This window comes from Nitrospirillum bahiense (assembly GCF_007828025.1).
Taxonomy (GTDB): domain Bacteria; phylum Pseudomonadota; class Alphaproteobacteria; order Azospirillales; family Azospirillaceae; genus Nitrospirillum; species Nitrospirillum amazonense.
In genome coordinates, this window is the sequence record NZ_VITO01000019.1 from 1 (window position 1) to 18,501 (window position 18,501).

General features: G+C 67.7%; 16 protein-coding genes. 8 read left to right on the plus strand and 8 right to left on the minus strand.

Going from position 1 to position 18,501, the window contains the following annotated elements; genetic code table 11:
- Nucleotides 1-295, plus strand: a 295-nt coding sequence (locus FBZ88_RS30600) for a hypothetical protein (protein WP_211102775.1), incomplete at its 5' end; no start/stop codon positions are given.
- A 438-nt stretch (nt 296-733) separates the two neighbouring features.
- Here the strand turns inward: FBZ88_RS30600 and FBZ88_RS22770 are convergent.
- From FBZ88_RS22770 to msrP, 3 genes are all read right to left on the minus strand, one after another.
- Complete coding sequence (locus FBZ88_RS22770) at nt 734-1,288, minus strand: hypothetical protein (RefSeq protein WP_145619393.1); 555 nt, start codon at nt 1,286-1,288, stop codon at nt 734-736.
- Nucleotides 1,285-1,812: a hypothetical protein gene (locus tag FBZ88_RS22775; RefSeq protein WP_246138813.1), complete on the minus strand. Its 528-nt coding sequence runs from the start codon at nt 1,810-1,812 to the stop codon at nt 1,285-1,287. The genes FBZ88_RS22770 and FBZ88_RS22775 overlap by 4 nt, the downstream gene beginning before the upstream one ends.
- Nucleotides 1,813-1,990: 178 nt before the next feature.
- Nucleotides 1,991-2,926 (minus strand): protein-methionine-sulfoxide reductase catalytic subunit MsrP, encoded by a 936-nt coding sequence (msrP, locus tag FBZ88_RS22780; protein WP_145619395.1) that lies wholly within the window; start codon nt 2,924-2,926, stop codon nt 1,991-1,993.
- Nucleotides 2,927-3,311: 385 nt separating this feature from the next.
- Between msrP and FBZ88_RS22785 the strand changes: the two genes are divergently transcribed.
- Together FBZ88_RS22785 and FBZ88_RS22790 are read left to right on the plus strand one after the other, a co-directional pair.
- Nucleotides 3,312-5,348 carry an elongation factor G gene (locus tag FBZ88_RS22785; protein ID WP_145619396.1) on the plus strand — a complete coding sequence of 679 codons (2,037 nt, stop codon included), beginning with the start codon at nt 3,312-3,314 and terminating at the stop codon, nt 5,346-5,348.
- A gap of 56 nt (nt 5,349-5,404) precedes the next feature.
- A complete protein-coding gene (locus FBZ88_RS22790; RefSeq protein ID WP_145619397.1) occupies nt 5,405-5,920 on the plus strand; it encodes an Mpo1 family 2-hydroxy fatty acid dioxygenase in 516 nt (171 codons plus the stop codon).
- A 99-nt stretch (nt 5,921-6,019) separates the two neighbouring features.
- Here FBZ88_RS22790 and FBZ88_RS22795 read toward each other — a convergent pair whose 3' ends face one another.
- Nucleotides 6,020-6,490 carry a Dps family protein gene (locus FBZ88_RS22795; protein WP_088870829.1) on the minus strand — a complete coding sequence of 157 codons (471 nt, stop codon included), beginning with the start codon at nt 6,488-6,490 and terminating at the stop codon, nt 6,020-6,022.
- Nucleotides 6,491-6,756: 266 nt separating this feature from the next.
- Between FBZ88_RS22795 and FBZ88_RS22800 the strand changes: the two genes are divergently transcribed.
- From FBZ88_RS22800 to FBZ88_RS22815, 4 genes are all read left to right on the plus strand, one after another.
- On the plus strand, nt 6,757-7,464 hold the full coding sequence (locus FBZ88_RS22800) for a cupredoxin domain-containing protein (protein ID WP_145619398.1): 708 nt from the start codon (nt 6,757-6,759) through the stop codon (nt 7,462-7,464).
- 48 nt (nt 7,465-7,512) lie between these two features.
- A complete protein-coding gene (locus FBZ88_RS22805) occupies nt 7,513-9,912 on the plus strand; it encodes a putative bifunctional diguanylate cyclase/phosphodiesterase (protein WP_145619399.1) in 2,400 nt (799 codons plus the stop codon).
- A complete protein-coding gene (locus FBZ88_RS22810) occupies nt 9,909-11,183 on the plus strand; it encodes a hypothetical protein (RefSeq protein WP_145619400.1) in 1,275 nt (424 codons plus the stop codon). Before FBZ88_RS22805 ends, FBZ88_RS22810 begins: the two co-directional genes overlap by 4 nt.
- Before the next feature lie 91 nt (nt 11,184-11,274).
- Nucleotides 11,275-12,204 carry a bifunctional helix-turn-helix transcriptional regulator/GNAT family N-acetyltransferase gene (locus FBZ88_RS22815; protein ID WP_145619401.1) on the plus strand — a complete coding sequence of 310 codons (930 nt, stop codon included), beginning with the start codon at nt 11,275-11,277 and terminating at the stop codon, nt 12,202-12,204.
- On the opposite strand, the gene FBZ88_RS22820 is transcribed toward FBZ88_RS22815, so the two are convergent.
- The 3 genes from FBZ88_RS22820 to FBZ88_RS22830 all read right to left on the minus strand — a co-directional run bounded on the left by FBZ88_RS22820 (nt 12,201) and on the right by FBZ88_RS22830 (nt 15,840).
- On the minus strand, nt 12,201-12,788 hold the full coding sequence (locus FBZ88_RS22820) for a DUF2239 family protein (protein WP_088872436.1): 588 nt from the start codon (nt 12,786-12,788) through the stop codon (nt 12,201-12,203). The two genes, FBZ88_RS22815 and FBZ88_RS22820, sit on opposite strands and share 4 nt — an antisense overlap.
- A 78-nt stretch (nt 12,789-12,866) precedes the next feature.
- The gene (gene uvrB / locus FBZ88_RS22825) at nt 12,867-15,047 is read right to left on the minus strand and encodes an excinuclease ABC subunit UvrB (protein ID WP_411861177.1); all 2,181 of its coding nucleotides are present in this window, start codon (nt 15,045-15,047) and stop codon (nt 12,867-12,869) included.
- A gap of 49 nt (nt 15,048-15,096) precedes the next feature.
- Nucleotides 15,097-15,840, minus strand: a complete 744-nt coding sequence (locus FBZ88_RS22830) for an NERD domain-containing protein (RefSeq protein WP_145619403.1) — start codon at nt 15,838-15,840, stop codon at nt 15,097-15,099.
- Nucleotides 15,841-16,020: 180 nt separating this feature from the next.
- Here FBZ88_RS22830 and FBZ88_RS22835 point away from each other — a divergent pair, with 180 nt between their 5' ends.
- Nucleotides 16,021-17,223, plus strand: coding sequence for a pyridoxal phosphate-dependent aminotransferase (locus tag FBZ88_RS22835; protein ID WP_145619404.1), 1,203 nt, complete (start codon nt 16,021-16,023; stop codon nt 17,221-17,223).
- A gap of 99 nt (nt 17,224-17,322) precedes the next feature.
- On the opposite strand, the gene FBZ88_RS22840 is transcribed toward FBZ88_RS22835, so the two are convergent.
- Entirely contained in the window at nt 17,323-17,877 is a 555-nt protein-coding gene (locus tag FBZ88_RS22840) for a hypothetical protein (RefSeq protein ID WP_145619405.1), read from the minus strand.
- Nucleotides 17,878-18,501 lie beyond the last annotated feature (624 nt).

The window sequence follows — 18,501 nt, forward strand, 5'->3', positions numbered from 1 at the left end:
TCGACGGAAACCAACCTCAGTCGGCACCTCAAACCCAAGTCCGTTCCTGTTCCCCTCATCGCTGAAGGGACATATTCAGAGCATGTTCTTAAGATACGTGGACGAGGCTGATTGCCTTTTTTGCGATCCAGATCGCAATGTCGGCACCGCCGCCCGCGTATCCCTTCTCGAATTCCGTTCACTTGTTCAAGAGCCTGGCGCCGCTCGCGGCGCCGGACGACCAGACCGGCATCTGCCGGCGCTTCGTCGTCGTTTCATCGTGCGGCGTTCACCGCGTCGATGGCCAAACATCTAATCGCTCATCGCATCGTCGTCAAGTATCTTTTTTCGTCTTCGTTCATTTTTTCAAATCAACGTCGGCGCCACAGATACCAACCAAGCCATCATGGGACTATTCGAAACAATTCAATAAACTAAAGGCGGCCCATTTTGGCCACCTTCAGATCATTGCATTCGCAACGAAGCCCATCTTACTGGCCGATGCAGCGTTAGATGTTTTCACTTTTCAGAGAACCATGTCGCCTTTACTGGCGACGCCCAACCCGCCGTTCGATTGCTGGGCAACCGTCCCTGGGGTCAGGGCGGCGGGTTATAGGGGAAGGTCCGGGGGCTGTAAAGCGCTTTCTTCACCCTTTTCGCTCCCCCGCCGCTGAAGGCTGCCTTGAGCGAATTCGGCATGTCGCCGGCTTGAATTATCTGCGCGACCGCCAGGGGCGGAGACTGGTGGCGCGTCTCACGCGCTCTGCTTCTTGGCGCCGAAGGTCGGGTTTTCCGACAGGTCACCCTCATGCGGCACCACGTCCAGGATTTCATAGCCCTGGGCGGCGGGGAAACGCAGCTGCGCCTTGCGCCGAGCCCGCGTGAGGTCGCTGGCGAAGAAGAAGAAGTAGCGCCCCTCCTCCCACAGCTTCACCACCCGGGTGGGCTCCATGGGCAGGCCCTCGTTGCGGCGGATCAGGACGATCCAGCCGGTTTCCTGCAGGCCGCGCCGCTCATCCGTCACCAGGATGCGGCGGTCCACCGACTCCAGGCTGTTGACTTGGTCGGTCAGCCCTTTCACATGGCTGGTCAATTCGGCCGATTCCACGTCATCGGCGGCACTGGTCAGGCGCTGGGACAGGCTCTCCCGCGCCAGGGTCCGCACCTGCTGGCTCAGCACGAAGCGCCGGCGCTGCAGATCCTTGATGTTGCGACGCGTGCGCTTGATCTGGCGCTGCGCCTTCTGGAAGGCGGGCTTCACGCCGATCAGCACGATCATCACGCCCAGGACGATGCCGAACCAATTCACGGCGCCGCCTCCAGCGTCATGGTGGCCGGGTCGGTCAGCGCCACGTCGGTGGGCAGGGACTGGGCATGGGTGATCTTGAAGCCCAAGGTCCGGGGAAAGGCGCGCTCAAACTCCGCCCGCGCCTCTTCCATATTGGTGGCCCAGACATGGACCGGCACCGGCCGCGCCCAGCTGCTGTCGAAAAAGGCGTGCCGTTCCCCCCGTTTGACCTGGTGGGAGACGGAACTGTTCATGACCAGGAATTCGAAGGGGCGGTTGGGCAGCAGCTCATGCCCCAGGATGCGCACGAAACGGTGAGGCGACGCCTCCAGCTCCCGCACCTTTTTCTTGAGCTGGGCCTCCTGGCGCTGGGTGGAAAACAGGACGGTGGCGGCTCCGGCCGCCGTGGACTTGCGCGCCTCCACCCGGTCCGACAGCCCGCTGGCGATACGGGCGTAGCGGGCCAGGCGTTGGCGCAGGCCGCTGACGTCGGCCGTATGCTCCAGCACCATGCTATAGACATGGGCGACCAGGGACACGACCACGCTTATTCCGGCGGTGGCCAGAAAAACGAAAAGCCCGAACTCCAATATGGCGATAACGCCCTCGCCCACCCCAACGCCCCCTGGCGATGTTCTCAATCCCCAATACTGTAAATTATCCGGCAGCGGCGGCAAGCGATTATTTAAACCGGCCACTATAGTTAATGGCCGGTTCACGCGACTACATGAACAACGCTTCCTTTTCCAATCCCTTGTATAGTCCGGCCACCTGGGCACCATAGCCGTTGAATATCTGCGTAGGCACCGACTCGTTGCTGCCCAGCAAACGCTCATGCGCCTGGGACCAGCGGGGGTGGGGCACGGCCGGATTGACGTTGGCCCAGAAGCCGTATTCGTCAGCATTCAGCAGGGCCCAAAAGGTCTTGGGCTTCTTGTCGGTGAAGCTGATCCGCACGATGGACTTCACCGACTTGAAGCCATACTTCCACGGCAGGGTGAGGCGCAGCGGCGCGCCGTTCTGGCCCTGCAAGGGCTTCCCATAGAGGCCGGTGGAGATAAAGGCCAGGTCGTTGGTCGCCTCCGCCATCGTCAGGCCCTCGACATAGGGCCAGGGATAGAAGGGCTGGCGCAGGCCCGGTGCGGCGTAGGTGTCGCGGCCGAAGGTCTGCAGCTCCACATAGGTCGCCGAGGACAGCGGCTTGGCGAAAGCCACCAGCTTGGCCAGCGGGAAGCCCATCCACGGCACCGCCATGGCCCAGGCCTCGACGCAACGGTGCCGGTAAAGGCGCTCCTCCACCGGCATGGCCTTCAGCAAATCGTCGACGCCCAGGGTCAGGGGCTTTTCCACCATGCCGTCGATGCGCAGGGTCCAGGGACGCAGCGGCATCTTCTGCGCCGCCGTCACCACGTCCTTCGACGTGCCGAACTCATAGAAGTTGTTATAGCTGGTGGCGGCGGCCTCCGGCGTCACCGGCCGGTCCAGCGTATAGGCGGGGTTGCGCGCCGGGGCATCCGCCGCCCGGGCGGCGCCCCCCAGGACCAGGCCGCCGGCAATGGCGCCGGCGCCGGCCATGAGCGCGCGGCGGTTGATGTAGACCGATTCCGGCGTCGCCGCCGACTCCGGCAATTCCCAGTCACGCTTGGTCCTGATCAGCATGATGCCGTTCCCTTGTCTCCGTCGCGCTGGGCGAGGTCGCCCAATCCCCACACCCCTTATAAAGAGGGGACGGCCGCGTCCATATCAAGGATCCAGCCGACTATGGTTTCGATAGCCGGTGCAGCATCGGCCCCGGCCCGCGGCCGAATGAGCCCTGGACACGCTTTTCACTCGACAGCCGGGCGGGGCGGGTGTGTCATCATGCCTCGGGAGGAAGCGGGTGCCCGGACTGGTTCCGGCCGCCGTTCCCCGGGCGCCAACAACGTTCCTGTCAGCTGCGTTTCCACCGCCAGCATCTCGTCAGCGTCCCTGCGTACCACGGCGCCCCCGGCCCGGCATGACCGCCCAGCACCAGGCCCCGGACAACGAGATCCGGAGGCTAAGGATGAGCAACGGCACAAGAACGGCGCCGCGGTGCGCGGCCCTGGTGGGCCCCTACCTCAGCGGCAAGACCACCCTGTTGGAAAGCCTGTTGATGGCCACGGGCCAGATCGCCCGCAAGGGCAGCGTGCAGGACGGCACCAGCGCCGGCGACGCCAGTGCCGAGGCCCGGGCGCGCCGCATGAGCACGGAAGTGAGCGTCCACACCTGTGCGTACCTGGGCGACCCCTGGCACATCCTGGACTGTCCGGGTTCCATCGAGCTGGCGGGCGACGCCGCCCGCGCCTTGATGGTGGCCGACGTGGCCGTGGTGGTGTGCGAGCCGGTGCCGGACAAGGCCGCCATGCTGGCCCCCCTGCTGCGCTTCCTGGATGAGAACGCCATCCCCCACCTGCTGTTCGTGAACAAGGTGGACCAGCTGGGCGGCGGCGACGTGCGCGTGGCCGATTTGATGACGGCGCTGGAGGGCGTGTCGCAGCGGCCCCTGGTGCTGCGCCAGGTGCCCATCCGCCAGGGACGGGCCGTCACCGGCTATGTCGACCTGGTGAGCGAGCGCGCCTACCGCTATTGCGCCGGCGCCAAGTCCGAGACGGTGCCCATGCCCGACGCGGTGCTGTCGCGCGAGCGGGCCGCCCGCCAGGATTTGCTGGAGGCCCTGGCCGATTTCGACGACGCCCTGCTGGAGCAGCTGCTGGACGATGTGTCGCCGCCGCCGGCCGACGTCTACCGCCAGCTGAGCCGCGACCTGGCCGACGATCTGATCGTCCCTGTTTTCCTGGGCTCCGCCCAGAACGACCATGGCGTGCGCCGCCTGCTGAAGGCCCTGCGGCATGAGGCGCCGCCGGTGGGCATGACCGCGCGGCGGCTGGGGCTGGAGGGCAACGGGGTGCTGGTGCAGCCTTTCCGCATCCATCATGCCCCGCACAGCGGCCGCCTGGCCTATTGCCGCGTCTGGCAGGGTGAGGTGGCGGACGGCCAAGCCCTGGGCCCCGATCGGGTGGGCGGCATCTTCGCCCTGGGCGGCGGCACCCCCACCAAGATCACCGGCGCCGGACCGGGGGCGGTGGTGGCGCTGGCCAAGCTGGAGCATGCCCAGCCCGGCGCTCTGCTGTCCGCCAAGGGTGAGGCGGGCACGCCCCCGTCCTGGCCGGCGACGACGGAACCGGTGCACGCCCTGGCCGTGCGGACCGAACAGCGGGCCGATGAGGTCAAGCTGACCGGTGCCCTGGCCAAGCTGCTGGACGAGGATCCGGATTTGCGCCTGGCGATGCAGGATGGGGAGATGGTGCTGTCCGGCCAGGGCACGGTGCATCTGGGCATCGCGCTGGACCGCCTGCGCGGCCGCTTCGGCCTGGGCGTCACCGGCCGGCCGCCGGCCGTGCCCTATCGCGAAAGCATCCGGCGCATGGTGGCGGAGCATGCCCGCTTCAAACGCCAGTCCGGCGGCCATGGCCAGTTCGCCGACGTGCACCTGACGGTGACGCCGCTGAGCCGCGGCGAAGGTTTCCGCTTCGAGGACAAGGTGGTGGGCGGCGCCATCCCCCGGTCCTTCATCCCGGCGGTGGAGGATGGCGCGCGCGAGGCCCTGGCCTGCGGCCCCCTGGGCTTCCCCGTGGTGGACGTGTCGGTCACCCTGACCGGCGGCCAGTTCCATGCCGTGGACAGCAGCGAGCAGGCCTTCCGCACCGCCGGCCGCATGGCCGTGCAGGAGGCTCTGACCAAGGCCGAACCGGTGTTGCTGGAACCCGTGCTGCTGGTCACGGTGGTCACGCCCACCGAATTCACGGCCAAGGCGCAGCGGCTGCTGAGCGGCCGGCGCGGGCAGATCCTGGGTTTCGACGTGCGGCCGGGCTGGTCCGGCTGGGACCAGGTGACGGCTTATGTTCCCCAGGCGGACATGGGCGACTTTATCGTCGACCTGCGGTCCCTGACCCTGGGCCTGGGCGGCTATACCGCCCGCTTCGACCACCTGACGGAACTGATGGGACGCCTGGCGGACCGCGTGGTGGAAGGGCACCAGGCCGGATATGCCGCGCAATGAAGAAAGAAAGGCGCTATGGTTAGCGATCGATAACTTGAAACGACAGGGAGGGGCCGGTGGCGGACACATTGTTCGAGCGCCAGATGGCCATGTACACGACCTACCATCGCGACAGCCGCAACAAGGCCACCCACGCGGTGGGCATCCCGGTGATCGTCTTCTCCGTGGTTCTGGCTTGTAGCCTGGTGCGCCTGGGGGAGGTGGCGGGCGTTGGGACGGTGACCTTAGGCCTCGCCCTGTCGGTTGTGGTCTGGGCCCTATGGATTGCCTTGAACCGCCCCGTGGGCCTGGCGCTGGGCCTGCTGGTGGTGCCGTCGGTGCTGCTGTCGGCCTGGCTGGTGGAACGGCTGTCCGTCGGCGCGGTGCAAGGTCTGGCCGGCGGCCTGTTCGTCGGCGGCTGGGCGCTGCAGCTGCTGGGCCATGTCTATGAGGGCCGAAAGCCGGCCTTGGTGGACAATCTGTTCCAAGCCCTCATCGGCCCCATGTTCGTGGCGACGGAGGCCCTGGTCGCCCTGGGCCTGGCCCCCGCCGGCCTGCATGAGCGCATCGAGCAGCAGGCGGCGCTTCGTTGAAGGTGCCCGCAAGCGCCGGGCGTGGTCGCGTCCCATGAAAAAGAACGAAAGGCGGCCCCGCGAGGACCGCCTTTCTCATAAGTACCTTTGATCGGCCGCTCAGCCTTCCAGCATGGCGCGCAGCATCCAGGCGGTCTTCTCATGCACCTGCAGGCGCTGGGTCAGCAGGTCGCAGGTCGGTTCGTCACTGGCGCCCTCCGCCACCGGGAAGATGGAGCGGGCGGTGCGGGCCACCGCCTCCTGGCCCTCGACCAGCTGCTGGATCATCTCTTCCGCCTTGGGCACGCCCCGCTCTTCCCGGATGACGGTCAGCTCGGCGAACTGGGCATAGGAACCCGGGGCCGGAAAGCCCAGGGCGCGGATGCGTTCCGCGATGTCATCCACCGCCACCGACAGCTCGGTGTACTGGGTCATGAACATGGTGTGCAGGGTGTTGAACATCGGCCCGGTAACGTTCCAATGGAAGTTATGGGTCTTCAGGTACAGCGTGTAGGTATCGGCCAGCAGGCGGCTGAGCCCCTCGGCGATGGCCTTGCGGTCCTGCTCGGAGATGCCGATGTCGATAGCCATTCTTGTTTCCTTCCGTTCTCTGGTCTGCCGGTCAAGGTAACCCCTTGGACAGTGGCCGGCAAGAGAATTTAGAATTATTCTAAATTCTGCCGCCGCACCGTTCCCCCTCCCCGCTTCGTCTCCCGGGGTACCGGAATGCCGAGGCGGTTTGTCACCCCCGATGGACTTTTCCGGCGCCTGTGCTTAGGGAAAATGTCCACGGATCGGCGCGCGGATTGTGGCACACTTGCGCGTCGAAAAAACAACCTGCCTTCGAGGGGCGCTTTATGGGTTTCGCCGGCGGCACCGATCACGGTCGCGCGATGATGAAGACCGGCCGGGGGGCCGGCACCGCCCTGGGTTCCTGCCTTGCGGCCTGTCTGGCCCTGGCCCCCGTGGTCCGCGCGGCGGCCGCCGACCTGACGGTCATGGTGGTCGACGGCGCCGGCCATCCCGTCGCCGACGCGGTGGTCACCGCCACGCCGGACGGCGCCGCCCTGCCACCCGCCACCCCGCCGTCACCGCTGATCGTGGACCAGATCGACGAGGCCTTCGTCCCCTATGTCATGGTGGTGCCCAAGGGCGGCACGGTCACCTTCCGCAACAGCGACCTGACCCGCCACCACGTCTACTCCTATTCCGAAGCCGCGAAGTTCGAGTTCGTGCTGTCGCCCGGGCAGATCGGTCAGCGCAAGTTCGACCAGGCCGGCATCGTGGCCCTGGGCTGCAACATCCATGACCATATGATCGCCCACCTGTATGTGACGGCCGCCCCCTTCGCCGCCGTCACGGGCAAGGACGGCAAGGCCGTGCTGGGCGGGCTGCCCGCCGCGGGCGTCACCGTGGCCGCCTGGCAGCCGCGCCTGAAGCCCGGCGGCACGCCGCCGCAGCAGACCGTTGCCGCTTCGGCGCTGGGCACCCCGGTCACCCTGACCCTGCCCGCCCTGCTGCCCGACACCCGGCAGGGCATCGACCCTGAACGCGGCGGTTACTAAGAAACGACAGGACGCGCCCCCGTGGCTCTCGGCTTTAGAAATCGACTGGTGTTGTTCCTGGTCGCCAGCCTGGCCGTTGTGCAGCTGGGCACCATGGTCATCCTGTACGGCGTGGCGCGCTCGGCCCTGATCGACACCGGCAAGCAGCAGCTGGTGACCAGCGCCCAGTCCTTCTCGCGTCATCTGGACACTTTGGCCGGCCATCTGGCGGAAGACGCCAAGATCATGTCGCTGGACTACGCCCTGCGCCAATCCATCGCCGTGCACGACAGCGGGACGGCCATCAGCGCGTTGCGCAACTTCGGCCGGCGCGTGGGCGCCAGCCGCATGCTGCTGATCGACCTGGACGGCACCATCGCCGCCGACACCGCCCGCCCGCGGGAACTGACCGGCCTGGGCCGTTTTGCCTTCCCCGACCTGCTGCCGCTGGCGGGCGAGTCCGGCCGGGCGGCGGCGTCCGGCGTCGTGGACGGCGTGCCCTACCGCCTGGTGGTGGTGCCGGTGCTGCTGCCGGACCCCATCGCCTGGATCTGCATCATGGTACGGGTGGACGACCGCTTCGCGGAGGAGCTGCGCGCCCTGTCCCCCCTGCGCAAGGACATCGCCCTGGCCGGCCAGACGGCGCCCGAGGCGCCCTGGTCCGTGGTTGCAGCCGCCGGCGACCCCATGGATCCGCTGGCGGGAATCGCCGCGCCCGGCCAGATGGCCGCCGCCGAGCCGCAGCTGCTGACCAAGCACGGCGCCGAATACCTGGTGCTGACCACGCCCATCCCCACCGCACCGGGCAGCCTGCCCATGATGGCCGTGCTGCAATACCCGCTGGACGAGGCGCTGGCCCCCTATCGCAAGATCATGCTGTACATGGGCGCGCTGATGGCCGGCGGCCTGGTGGCGGCGCTGATCGGCATCGGCCTGATCGCGCGCGGCGTCACCCGCCCGGTGACGGCCCTGGCCGCCGTGGCGCGGCGCATCGCCGATGGCGACTACACCCCCCTGCCGCCCATGCGCACCAGCGACGAGATCGGGCAGCTGACCACAGCCCTGGACGACATGGCCCAGGCCATCGCCGACCGTGAGGAGCACATCCGCCACCAGTCGCTGCATGACGCCGTCACCGGCCTGCCCAACCGCCTGAATTTGGAAGAGCAGGTGGACCAGGCCATCGACCAGGGCCACGGCGTGGCCCTGCTGCTGGTGGGATTGGACCGCCTGCGCGAGGTGACCAACACCCTGGGCCACGACCTGGCGGACCGCGTCGCCCGTGACGCCGGCGACCGCCTGGCCCGCGCCCTGGCCGCCAACGGCGCCGGCGACGCGGTGATCGCCCGGGTGTCGGAACACGGCTTCGCCATCCTGCTGGTGGATCGCGACGCCGCCGCGGCCCAGGCGCTGGCCCCCGCCCTGGTGGCCGCTTTCGACACGCCCTATGCCGAGGCGCCCTATGGCGAGGCGGAGGTGACCGTGGACCTGGCGGCCGGCGTGGGCATCGCCGTCTACCCCGACCCTACCCCCGGCGCACCGCCATCAGACACCGCCAGCATCCTGTTGCGCCACGCCGACGTGGCGGTGCTGAACGCCCGCGCGGCCGAGCCTTATGTCCGCCTCTACGACCATGCCGCTGATCCGCATCGGCCGGAACGGCTGTCGCTGATGGGCGATTTGAAGATCGCCATCGAACAGGACGCCCTGGAGCTGGCCTATCAGCCCAAGCTGGAGCCGCGGACCGGCCGCGTGGTGGGGGCGGAGGCGCTGGTGCGCTGGACCCATCCCCGCCGCGGCTTCGTCCCGCCCGACAGCTTCATCCCCCTGGCGGAAGAGACGGGCGCCATCCGCCACCTGACCCGCTGGGGCCTGCGCCGCGCCCTGCGCCAGTCCGCCGCCTGGGCGGCGGCGGGCCACGATCTGCGCATGTCCGTCAACCTGTCGGTCCGCGACCTGGGTGACGCCAGCCTGCCGGACCGCATCGACGCCCTGCTGGCGGAGACCGGCCTGAAGGCGGACCGCCTGATGCTGGAGATCACCGAAAGCGCCATCATGGGCGAGCCGGAGGCGGCCATCGTGCTGCTGCGCCGCCTGGCCGACCGGGGGGTGGAGCTGTCCATCGACGATTTCGGCGTGGGCCAATCCTCCTTCGCCTACCTGCGCCGCCTGCCGGTGCGGGAGATCAAGATCGACCGCTCCTTCGTCAAGGCGCTGGATGAGACGGCACAGGACCAGGCCATCGTCCATTCCATCATCAAGCTGGGCCACAGCCTGGGCTACAAAGTGACGGCGGAGGGTGTGGAGAACGGCGCCAGCCTGAACCTGCTGGCGGAGATGGGGTGCGACCTGGCCCAGGGCTATTACATCGCCCGCCCCCTCATGCCCGGCGCCTTCGCCGACTTCCTGGCCAGCCACGCCGCCGGCGGGATCCCCTGGCAGGCCACCCTGCGGGAGGCGCACGGATGAGCCACCGCGTCGGCATGCGGCCTTTCCTTTTGGCCGCCGGCGCGATGCTGCTGGCCGGCGGTTCCGCCTTGGCGCCCCCCGCCCGGGCGGCGGACGGCTTTCCGGATATCGAGTTCCACGGCCTGCTGGATGCGCGGGTGGTGCGGACCCCCGACGACCGCAGCACCTTCGACGGGGGCCTGGGCAAGCTGCGCACCGGGGGCAACCCCGGGGCACGCACCACCACGCTGGAAGAGGCGTCGCTGACGGCGACCGCCCACCTGATCCCTGGCCTGGACGTCTACACCCATGTGCGGGCGGAGGGGGAACAGCGCACGGCGGTGGACATCATCGAGGCCTATGTCCGTTGGCGCCCGGCCCCCACCGGACCCCTGTCCTGGCAGGTGAAGGCCGGCGCCTTCTTCCCGCCCATCTCCCTGGAAAACGACGGCATCGCATGGACCAGCCGCTACACCCTGACGCCCAGCGCCATCAACAGCTGGGTGGGGGAGGAGCTGCGCACCGAAGGGTCGGAGATCACGCTCACCTGGCGGCCGGACGGACCGGGCGGCAGCCGCTTCGACCTGATCGGCGCCGTCTTCGCCGGCAATGACGGCACGGGCGAGATGCTGGACTATCGCGGCTGGGCCCTGATCGAGCGGCCGGCCGGCCTGCTGGACAAGTTGCGCCTGCCGGACGAGGTGCCCAAGCACCAGCACCGCAGCCCGCCCGCCAGCTTCCAGCCCTTCGCGGAGATCGACCACCAGCCGGGCTTTTATGTCGGCGGGCGTTGGACGGACCCGCTGGGGGGCGAGCTGTCCTACCTGCATTGGGACAACCGGGGCGACCCCAGCGTCACCAACGGCAAGGGCTACGCCTGGGACACCGACTTCGACAGCGTCGGCTACAGGATCACACCGGCACAGGGCCTGACCCTGCTGGCCCAGGCCATGCGCGGCGGCACCAGCATCTACCCCACCGCCGCCAGCGAGAGCGACGGCCGCTTCCAGGCGCTGTACCTGCTGGCCAGCCAGGAATGGGGCCGCTTCCGCCTGAGCGGGCGTTTCGACGCCTTTGGCACGCACGAGGATACGCCCGTCACCACCCGCCCCCATTTCGATGAGCACGGCAAGGCCTACACCGCCGCCGTGTCCTACCGCCCGCTGGCCTGGATGCGCTGGACCTTGGAATGGGTGCACGTCGACAGCCGGCGGCAGCAGCGCCTGAACGTCGACCTGCCCATCGAGGCGCACGAAAACCAGGCGCAGCTGGGCGTCCGGCTGTTCTTCTGAGGCTTGCCAGTCCATCCATAGCGTCCGCCCATTTAGTTGACTTAGTCAATTATCTGGATGACGATAGCAATGATCCTTGACGGAGAAAGCCATGGACCTGGATGATGGCGTAGCCGCGAAGGTGGCGGCGGTGCGACGGTTCAGCCGTATCTACACCCGGCGTATCGGCGTGCTGCAGGATGGGCTGCTGGGGACGGACCTGTCGTTGGCGGAAGGGCGGCTTCTGTTCGAGCTGGCGCAACGGCCGGATACGGCGGCCAAGTCGCTCGCGGCGGACTTGGGGTTGGATGCCGGCTACCTCAGCCGTCTGCTGCGCGGCTTCGAACGGCGCGGCTTGATCGAACGGCGGCCCGACCCGGCCGATGGCCGCCAGTCCCTGCTGATCCTGACCGCAGCCGGCCGCGACCTCTACACCGTGATCGACGACCGCTCGCGGGCGGAAGTGGCGGCCCTGCTGCACCAGTTGCCGCCCGATGGCCAGAACCGTCTGGTCCAAGCGCTGGACCAGGCCGGCGCCTTGCTGGGCGACCACCGGCCCGGCCCCACCCACGTCCTGCGGCCCCATCGGCCGGGCGACATGGGCTGGATCATCCACCGCCAAGCCCTGCTGTATGCCGGGGAATATGGCTGGGATGAGCGGTTCGAGGGCCTGGTCGCCAGCATCTGCGCCCAGTTCATCGAAAATTTCGACCACCGGCGGGAGCGCTGCTGGGTGGCGGAGCGCAATGGCGCCATCGTCGGCTCCATCTTTCTGGTGCGCGACCGCGATGAGGTGGCGAAGCTGCGCCTGCTGTATGTCGAACCGGCGGCGCGTGGCCTGGGCCTGGGGCGCCACCTGGTGGCGGAGTGCCTGGCCTTCGCCACGGCGGCCGGCTATCGCCGCATCAGCCTATGGACCAACAGCGTCCTGCACAGCGCCCGCCGCATTTATGAACAGGCGGGCTTCCGGCTGGTGCGGGAGGAACCCCACCAGTCCTTCGGCAAGGCGCTGGTGGGCCAGTATTGGGAGCGCGCGCTTTAGGAGGCACCGAAAGCCGGCTCGGCCAAGCGCAGGGCGTGGACACGCACGTCGGTCGGCCAGTCCTGGCTGTGCGCCTCCAACCCCGGGCGATCGCCAGCGAACAGGGCGCGCGCCGCCTCCTCGAAGCCGGTTCGATCACCGGCCATGGTGGACATGAAGCGGTAGGCGGCCTCCTGCGCCTGGCGCACACGGTCGGCGCCTTCGTTGGCATGGCGGGCCGCGTCCACCAGTTTGCGCAGGGCGACGGAGGCCCCGCCCGGCTGGCTGTTCAGCCATTCCCAATGGCGGGGCAGCAGGGTGACCTCACGCGCCACCACGCCCAGCTTGGGCCGGCCCGGTCTAGCGGGTGCCGGCGTCAGGTCGGCGGGGAACACCGGCGCCAGGCGGCCGCGCACCGCCTCCACGGGCCCGCGCAGATCCACGTCCACCGCCCGGCCCGTCGCCTCGTTGAAGATGAAGATCAGGCCGTCGTCGCCCGCGTCCTGCGCCGCCCTGGCCGCCAGCGCCGCCTCCACCAGCGTGCCGGTGGCAAGAAAGCGGGTGCCCGCGAAAGCGGTGCAGCGCATGTCCGGATCCAGGCCCATCACGTCCTCCATTCCCATGAACGACGCGATACCTAGACCCGAAGAACATGAAAGTCAATAATACCCGGGTAAAATTAGTTAGGGACCTTTACGCCGCCGTCCGCCAGGCTTGCTGCCGGCCGGACGACCGGCGGGGATGGGCGCCTTGATGTTGGACCTCTCACCCACAGTGCCCGCGCGCCCTTTTTCTCCCATTGCGCTGGCGCGCAGCGGCGTCGCCCCCGGGTCCAGGCCCAGGTCGATGGCCTCCAGCCGGCGGATCTCGTCGCGGATGCGGGCGGCTTCCTCGAACTCCAGGTCGGCGGCGGCGGTGCGCATCTTTTTTTCCAGGTCGGCGATGGCGGCCTTGAGATTGTGGCCCACCAGGCTGCCCTCTTCGGCGAAGCCGGTGTTCACGTTCACCCGGTCGCCACGCTCGTAGACCGAGTTCAGCACGTCGGCGATCTGCTTCTTCACCGATTCCGGGGTGATGCCGTGGGCCTCGTTATAGGCCCGCTGCTTTTCCCGCCGGCGGCTGGTTTCCTCCAGCGCCGCGGCCATGCTGGCCGTGGTCTTGTCGGCGTACAGGATGGCGCGGCCATCGACGTTGCGCGCCGCGCGGCCGATGGTCTGGATCAGCGAGGTGCGGGAGCGCAGATAACCTTCCTTGTCCGCGTCCAGGATGGCGACCAGGCCGCACTCGGGAATGTCCAGGCCTTCGCGCAGCAGGTTGATGCCGATCAGCACGTCGAAGGCGCCCAGACGCAGGTCGCGGATGATCTCGATACGCTCCAACGTTTCGACGTCGGAATGAATGTAGCGGACCTTGATGCCGGCCTCGTGCATATAGTCGGTCAGGGCCTCCGCCATCTTCTTGGTCAGGGTGGTGACCAGGACGCGCTGGCCCTTGGCGATGCACTCGCGGCACTCCGCCATCACGTCGTCCACCTGGGTCTCGGTGGGGCGGATGATGACCTCGGGGTCGATCAGGCCGGTGGGGCGCACCACCTGTTCCACGAAGACACCGCCCGTCCGCTCCATCTCCCACGGGCCGGGGGTGGCGGAAACGAAGACGGACTGGGGCCGCATGGCGTCCCATTCCTCGAACTTCAGGGGGCGGTTGTCGATGCAGGCCGGCAGGCGGAAGCCGTAGTCCGACAGGGTCGACTTGCGCATGTAGTCGCCCTTATACATGCCGCCCACCTGGGGCACCATGACGTGGCTCTCATCCACGATCAGCAGGGCGTCCGGCGGCAGATATTCGAACAGGGTGGGTGGCGGCTCGCCCGGTGCCCGCCCCGACAGGTAGCGGGAATAGTTCTCGATGCCGGCGCAGGAGCCGGTGGCCACCATCATCTCGATGTCGAAGGTCGTGCGCTGCTCCAGCCGCTGGGCCTCCAGCAGCTTGCCCTGCGCCGAGAACTCCTCCAGCCGCAGCTTCAGGTCGCGCTTCATCTGCTCCACCGCCTGTAGCAGGGTGGGCTTGGGCGTGACGTAGTGGCTGTTGGCGTAGATGCGCACCTCTTTCAGGCTGGCGATCTTCTCGCCCGTCAGGGGATCGATCTCCTGGATGGCCTCCAGCTCATCCCCGAACAGGGAAAAGCGCCAGGCGCGATCCTCCATATGGGCGGGGAACAGCTCTATGGTGTCGCCCCGCACGCGGAAGGAACCGCGGCCGAAACCGACGTCGTTGCGCCGGTATTGCAGCTCCACCAGCCGCTGCAGGAAATGGGTGCGGTTCAGCACATGCCCCACCTTCACCGGCAGGGTCATTTCCGAGTAGGTCTCGACCGAGCCGATACCGTAGATGCACGACACCGAGGCCACGATGATGCAGTCGCGCCGCTCCAGCAGCGACCGCGTGGCGGCGTGGCGCATGCGGTCGATCTGCTCGTTGATCGAGCTTTCCTTCTCGATATAGGTGTCGGTGCGGGGAACGTAGGCCTCGGGCTGGTAATAGTCGTAATAGCTGACGAAGTACTCCACCGCGTTGTCGGGGAAGAAGCTCTTCATCTCGCCATACAACTGGGCCGCCAGTGTCTTGTTGGGCGCCAGGATCAGGGTGGGGCGCTGCAGCCGTTCGATGACGTGCGCCATGGTGAAGGTCTTGCCGGAACCGGTCACGCCCAGCAGCACCTGGTCGCGCTCCCCCGCGTGGATCCCCTCCAGCAATTCCTTGATGGCCTGCGGCTGGTCGCCGGCCGGCTGGAATTCAGACTGGATGCGCAAGGGGACACCGTCCATGGCCGGCGGCAGGGCGCTTCCCCGCGGCATGGTCATGGGCAACGGCAGGTTGGGTTCAATCGTATGGGCATCGTGCGGCATGGCCTCAAGGTAGGCTGCGCCGCGCCACTTTTCCAGGCCGCTTGGCGGCTTTTGCGGGGGGCAGCCCTTTCGCGCCCCCTTCCTCGTCGCGCCCGGCGTTGCTGGCGTTGGCCCCGCTGCGGGCCAGCGCCTTGGACAGGGGCTCCCACGCCGCGGCCATGGCCTCGCTTTCCATCCCATCCTCGCGCGCCATGGACTTCAGCGTGGCCAGGAAGTCACCGGCCAGGCAGGCGGTGCTGGGCACGCCGCTGGTGAATTCGGTCCCGTCGGGGAACACCACCAGCACGCGCAGACGCACCATGGGAAAGCGCGCCTTCATGATGTGGATCAGCGGCTGGACCTGAACCACGGGGTTCACGAAGAAGCCGACCCGGCCGTTGGCCGCCAGGTAGCGCCACTGCCCCGCCTTGGTCTGGGCGCTGATGCGGCCGCCCATGTCGGCCGGTGCGCTCATCACCATCAGCACGCTGGCCGGCAGGCGGATCAGGTGGTCGATGCGCAGCGCCTTGCCCTGCTTGTCCCGGATGTAGATGCCATGCACCACGGAATAGCCGGCGTCGTCCAGCGCCAGCTTGCGGCGGTAGGCCTCGGCGTTGTAGCGCCGGCGCGACAGCGTGCGGGTCTTGGGCCGCAGGGCCCACATCACCACCAGCATGAGCACGATGATGACGAGCGCCACCGTGCCGATGGTGACCATCTGGCTGACGCCCATGAGCTGGGGGGCCTGATCGCTGATATCTTGCGCCATGCCGGTTGATTACCCCATCCGCGCCCAACCTGTCATCCCGGGCGCTCGGCCAGCCGCGCATCTTAATGTCGCGGGTCCCCCGGCGGGGCAGGCGCGGCATGCGCGGGCTGCGGTTGTGCCCATTTTTTGCCGGGCGTAAGGTCCGCCGCGGATTTTCCTTTCCCAACAAGGGTAGCCGTCATGTCGATCGTTGCCGAGCGTCTCGCCCGGATTAAACCGTCCCAGACCATCGCCGTCACCGCCAAGGCCCGCGCGCTGAAGGCCGCCGGCCGCGACATCATCGGCCTGGGCGCCGGCGAACCGGATTTCGACACGCCCGACAACATCAAGCAGGCCGCCATCCGCGCCATTCAGCAGGGGCAGACCAAGTACACCGACGTCGATGGCACGCCGGAGCTGAAGCGCGCCGTCTGCCTGAAGTTCAAGCGCGAGAACGGCCTGGAGTACAAGCCGGAGCAGGTGAGCGTCGGTACCGGCGGCAAGCAGGTGATCTTCAACGCCATGATGGCCACCCTGTCGCCCGGCGACGAGGTCATCATCCCCGCCCCCTACTGGGTCAGCTACCCGGACATCGTGCTGATGGCCGAAGGGACGCCGGTGTTCGTGGAGTGCGGCGCGGAGAGCGGCTTCAAGATGCGGGCCGACCAGCTGGAGCGCGCCATCACCCCGCGCACCAAGTGGGTCATGCTGAACAGCCCGTCCAACCCGTCGGGTGCCGCCTACACCCATGACGAGATGAAGGCCCTGACCGACGTGCTGGTGCGCCACCCGCACGTCTGGGTGTTCACCGACGACATGTATGAGCACCTGGTCTACGACGGCTTCACCTTCGTGACCCCGGCCCAGGTGGAACCGGCCCTGTACGACCGCACCCTGACGGTCAACGGCGTGTCCAAGGCCTATGCCATGACCGGCTGGCGCATCGGCTACGGCGCCGGCCCCGTCCAGCTGATCAAGGCCATGGCCAACGTGCAGAGCCAGTCCACCAGCAACCCGTCGTCCATCAGCCAGGCGGCGGCGGTGGAGGCTCTGGTCGGCCCGCAGGACTTCATCAAGGAACGCGCCGAGGTCTTCCGCCAGCGCCGCGACCTGGTGGTGTCGATGCTGAACCAGGCCACCGGCATCCACTGCCCCCGGCCCGAGGGCGCCTTCTACGTCTATCCGTCCTGCGCCGGCACCCTGGGCAAGACCACGCCCGGCGGCGCCGTGCTGAAGACGGACGAGGACTTCGTGACCTACCTGCTGGAATCGGAAGGGGTGGCGGTGGTCCAGGGCAGCGCCTTCGGCCTGGCCCCGCACTTCCGCATCAGCTACGCGACCTCGACCGAGGCGCTGGAGGAAGCCTGCCGCCGCATCCAGCGCGCGACCGCCGCCCTGCGCTGAGCATCGGCTTCATAGCGAACGGCAACGGCCGCTCCAGCGATGGGGCGGCCGTTTCTATTTCCGCCGGGCCCGGCGGGCAGGCCCGGCCGGAGCGCCGACCTACTTAGGATTCCAACGCGGGCTATCCGGCGATTCCGCCGGGGTGCGCAGGGGCTGGGCCAGGACGACCACCCAGATGTAGGCGTCGTTGGGGCCGTTGGGCGCGGGGTTGGCCACGCGGGCCACTCCCACGTCGGTCATGCCCGGAGTGGCCAGGGCGCCAACGGTGGAGCCGGTGTCCTGCCAGATGGCCAGCGGCTGGCCAGGGTCGCCCGACGCCCGCGCCTCCAGCGCGATATCCTGCATGGGGACGTAGAGCGAATGGATCAGGCCCTGGCGCAGGTCCGGCGTCTGCGTCCCGCTGGCCAGCGCCATGGCCCGGGCGGCGGCTGCGTCATCCAGCACCGGCTGGCGGCTGAGCGCCGGCAGCCCGGCTTGGATGCGCGTCTTCTGTAGGAAGTCGACCAGCGTCTCCGCCGCCTGTCGGTCAGCGGCGTTCATCGTGACGGGCGTGCCGGCAGGCACGGCCGCCACCGCCTGGTTGAACAGGACATCCACCGCACCACCCGACGCCAGCAGGGCGGTCGTGAGCATCAGGGTCTTCAGGACGCGCATGGGGTACTCCATTCTTATTTATCGTGTTGGGCTGCCCACCATCGGCGGGAATACCAGCCATCGCCGATCGCGATTTAAACCCAGCTTAAGATGTGAGTGTGGCGGAAAATCGACCATGGGTGGCAAGGCATACTTGCGTATGAGCTTGGTCCGCCTTGGTGATTCTTTCCCGGCGTTCAAGCCCGCCCCAGGGAATCCGTCGGAAACGGCGTGCGCGCCGAGTTTTACACAACGGCCGGACGCGGCCGGAGCCCAACCCTGTCAATCCCTTTTTTGCCTATAATGAACTATTTGTTAGATATTGACAGATCATGTTTCCATAAAAATCAATTAGTTAGCGTTTTGTGCCTATTTTCTAGGCAAAATCCTGAAAGCCTTGCGGCGCCTGCGTCGGCACACGCTATCAAAGGCTTTTCCGCAAACTTATCCACAGCTTCCGTGGACTAAGGCGGTGTTTTCCCCACCCCCCTCGAAAAGGGGATGATTCGTTCTCCCTTACCCCGGAAGCCATAGGGGGGACCGGACGTTTTCCAGTCGGGCCGCCGCACAACCGGGGGAGCGCGAACGCGACGCGATGGCCATTGACCCGAGGCTGCCAATGGGCAGAGTGTCCGCCCCATGGCC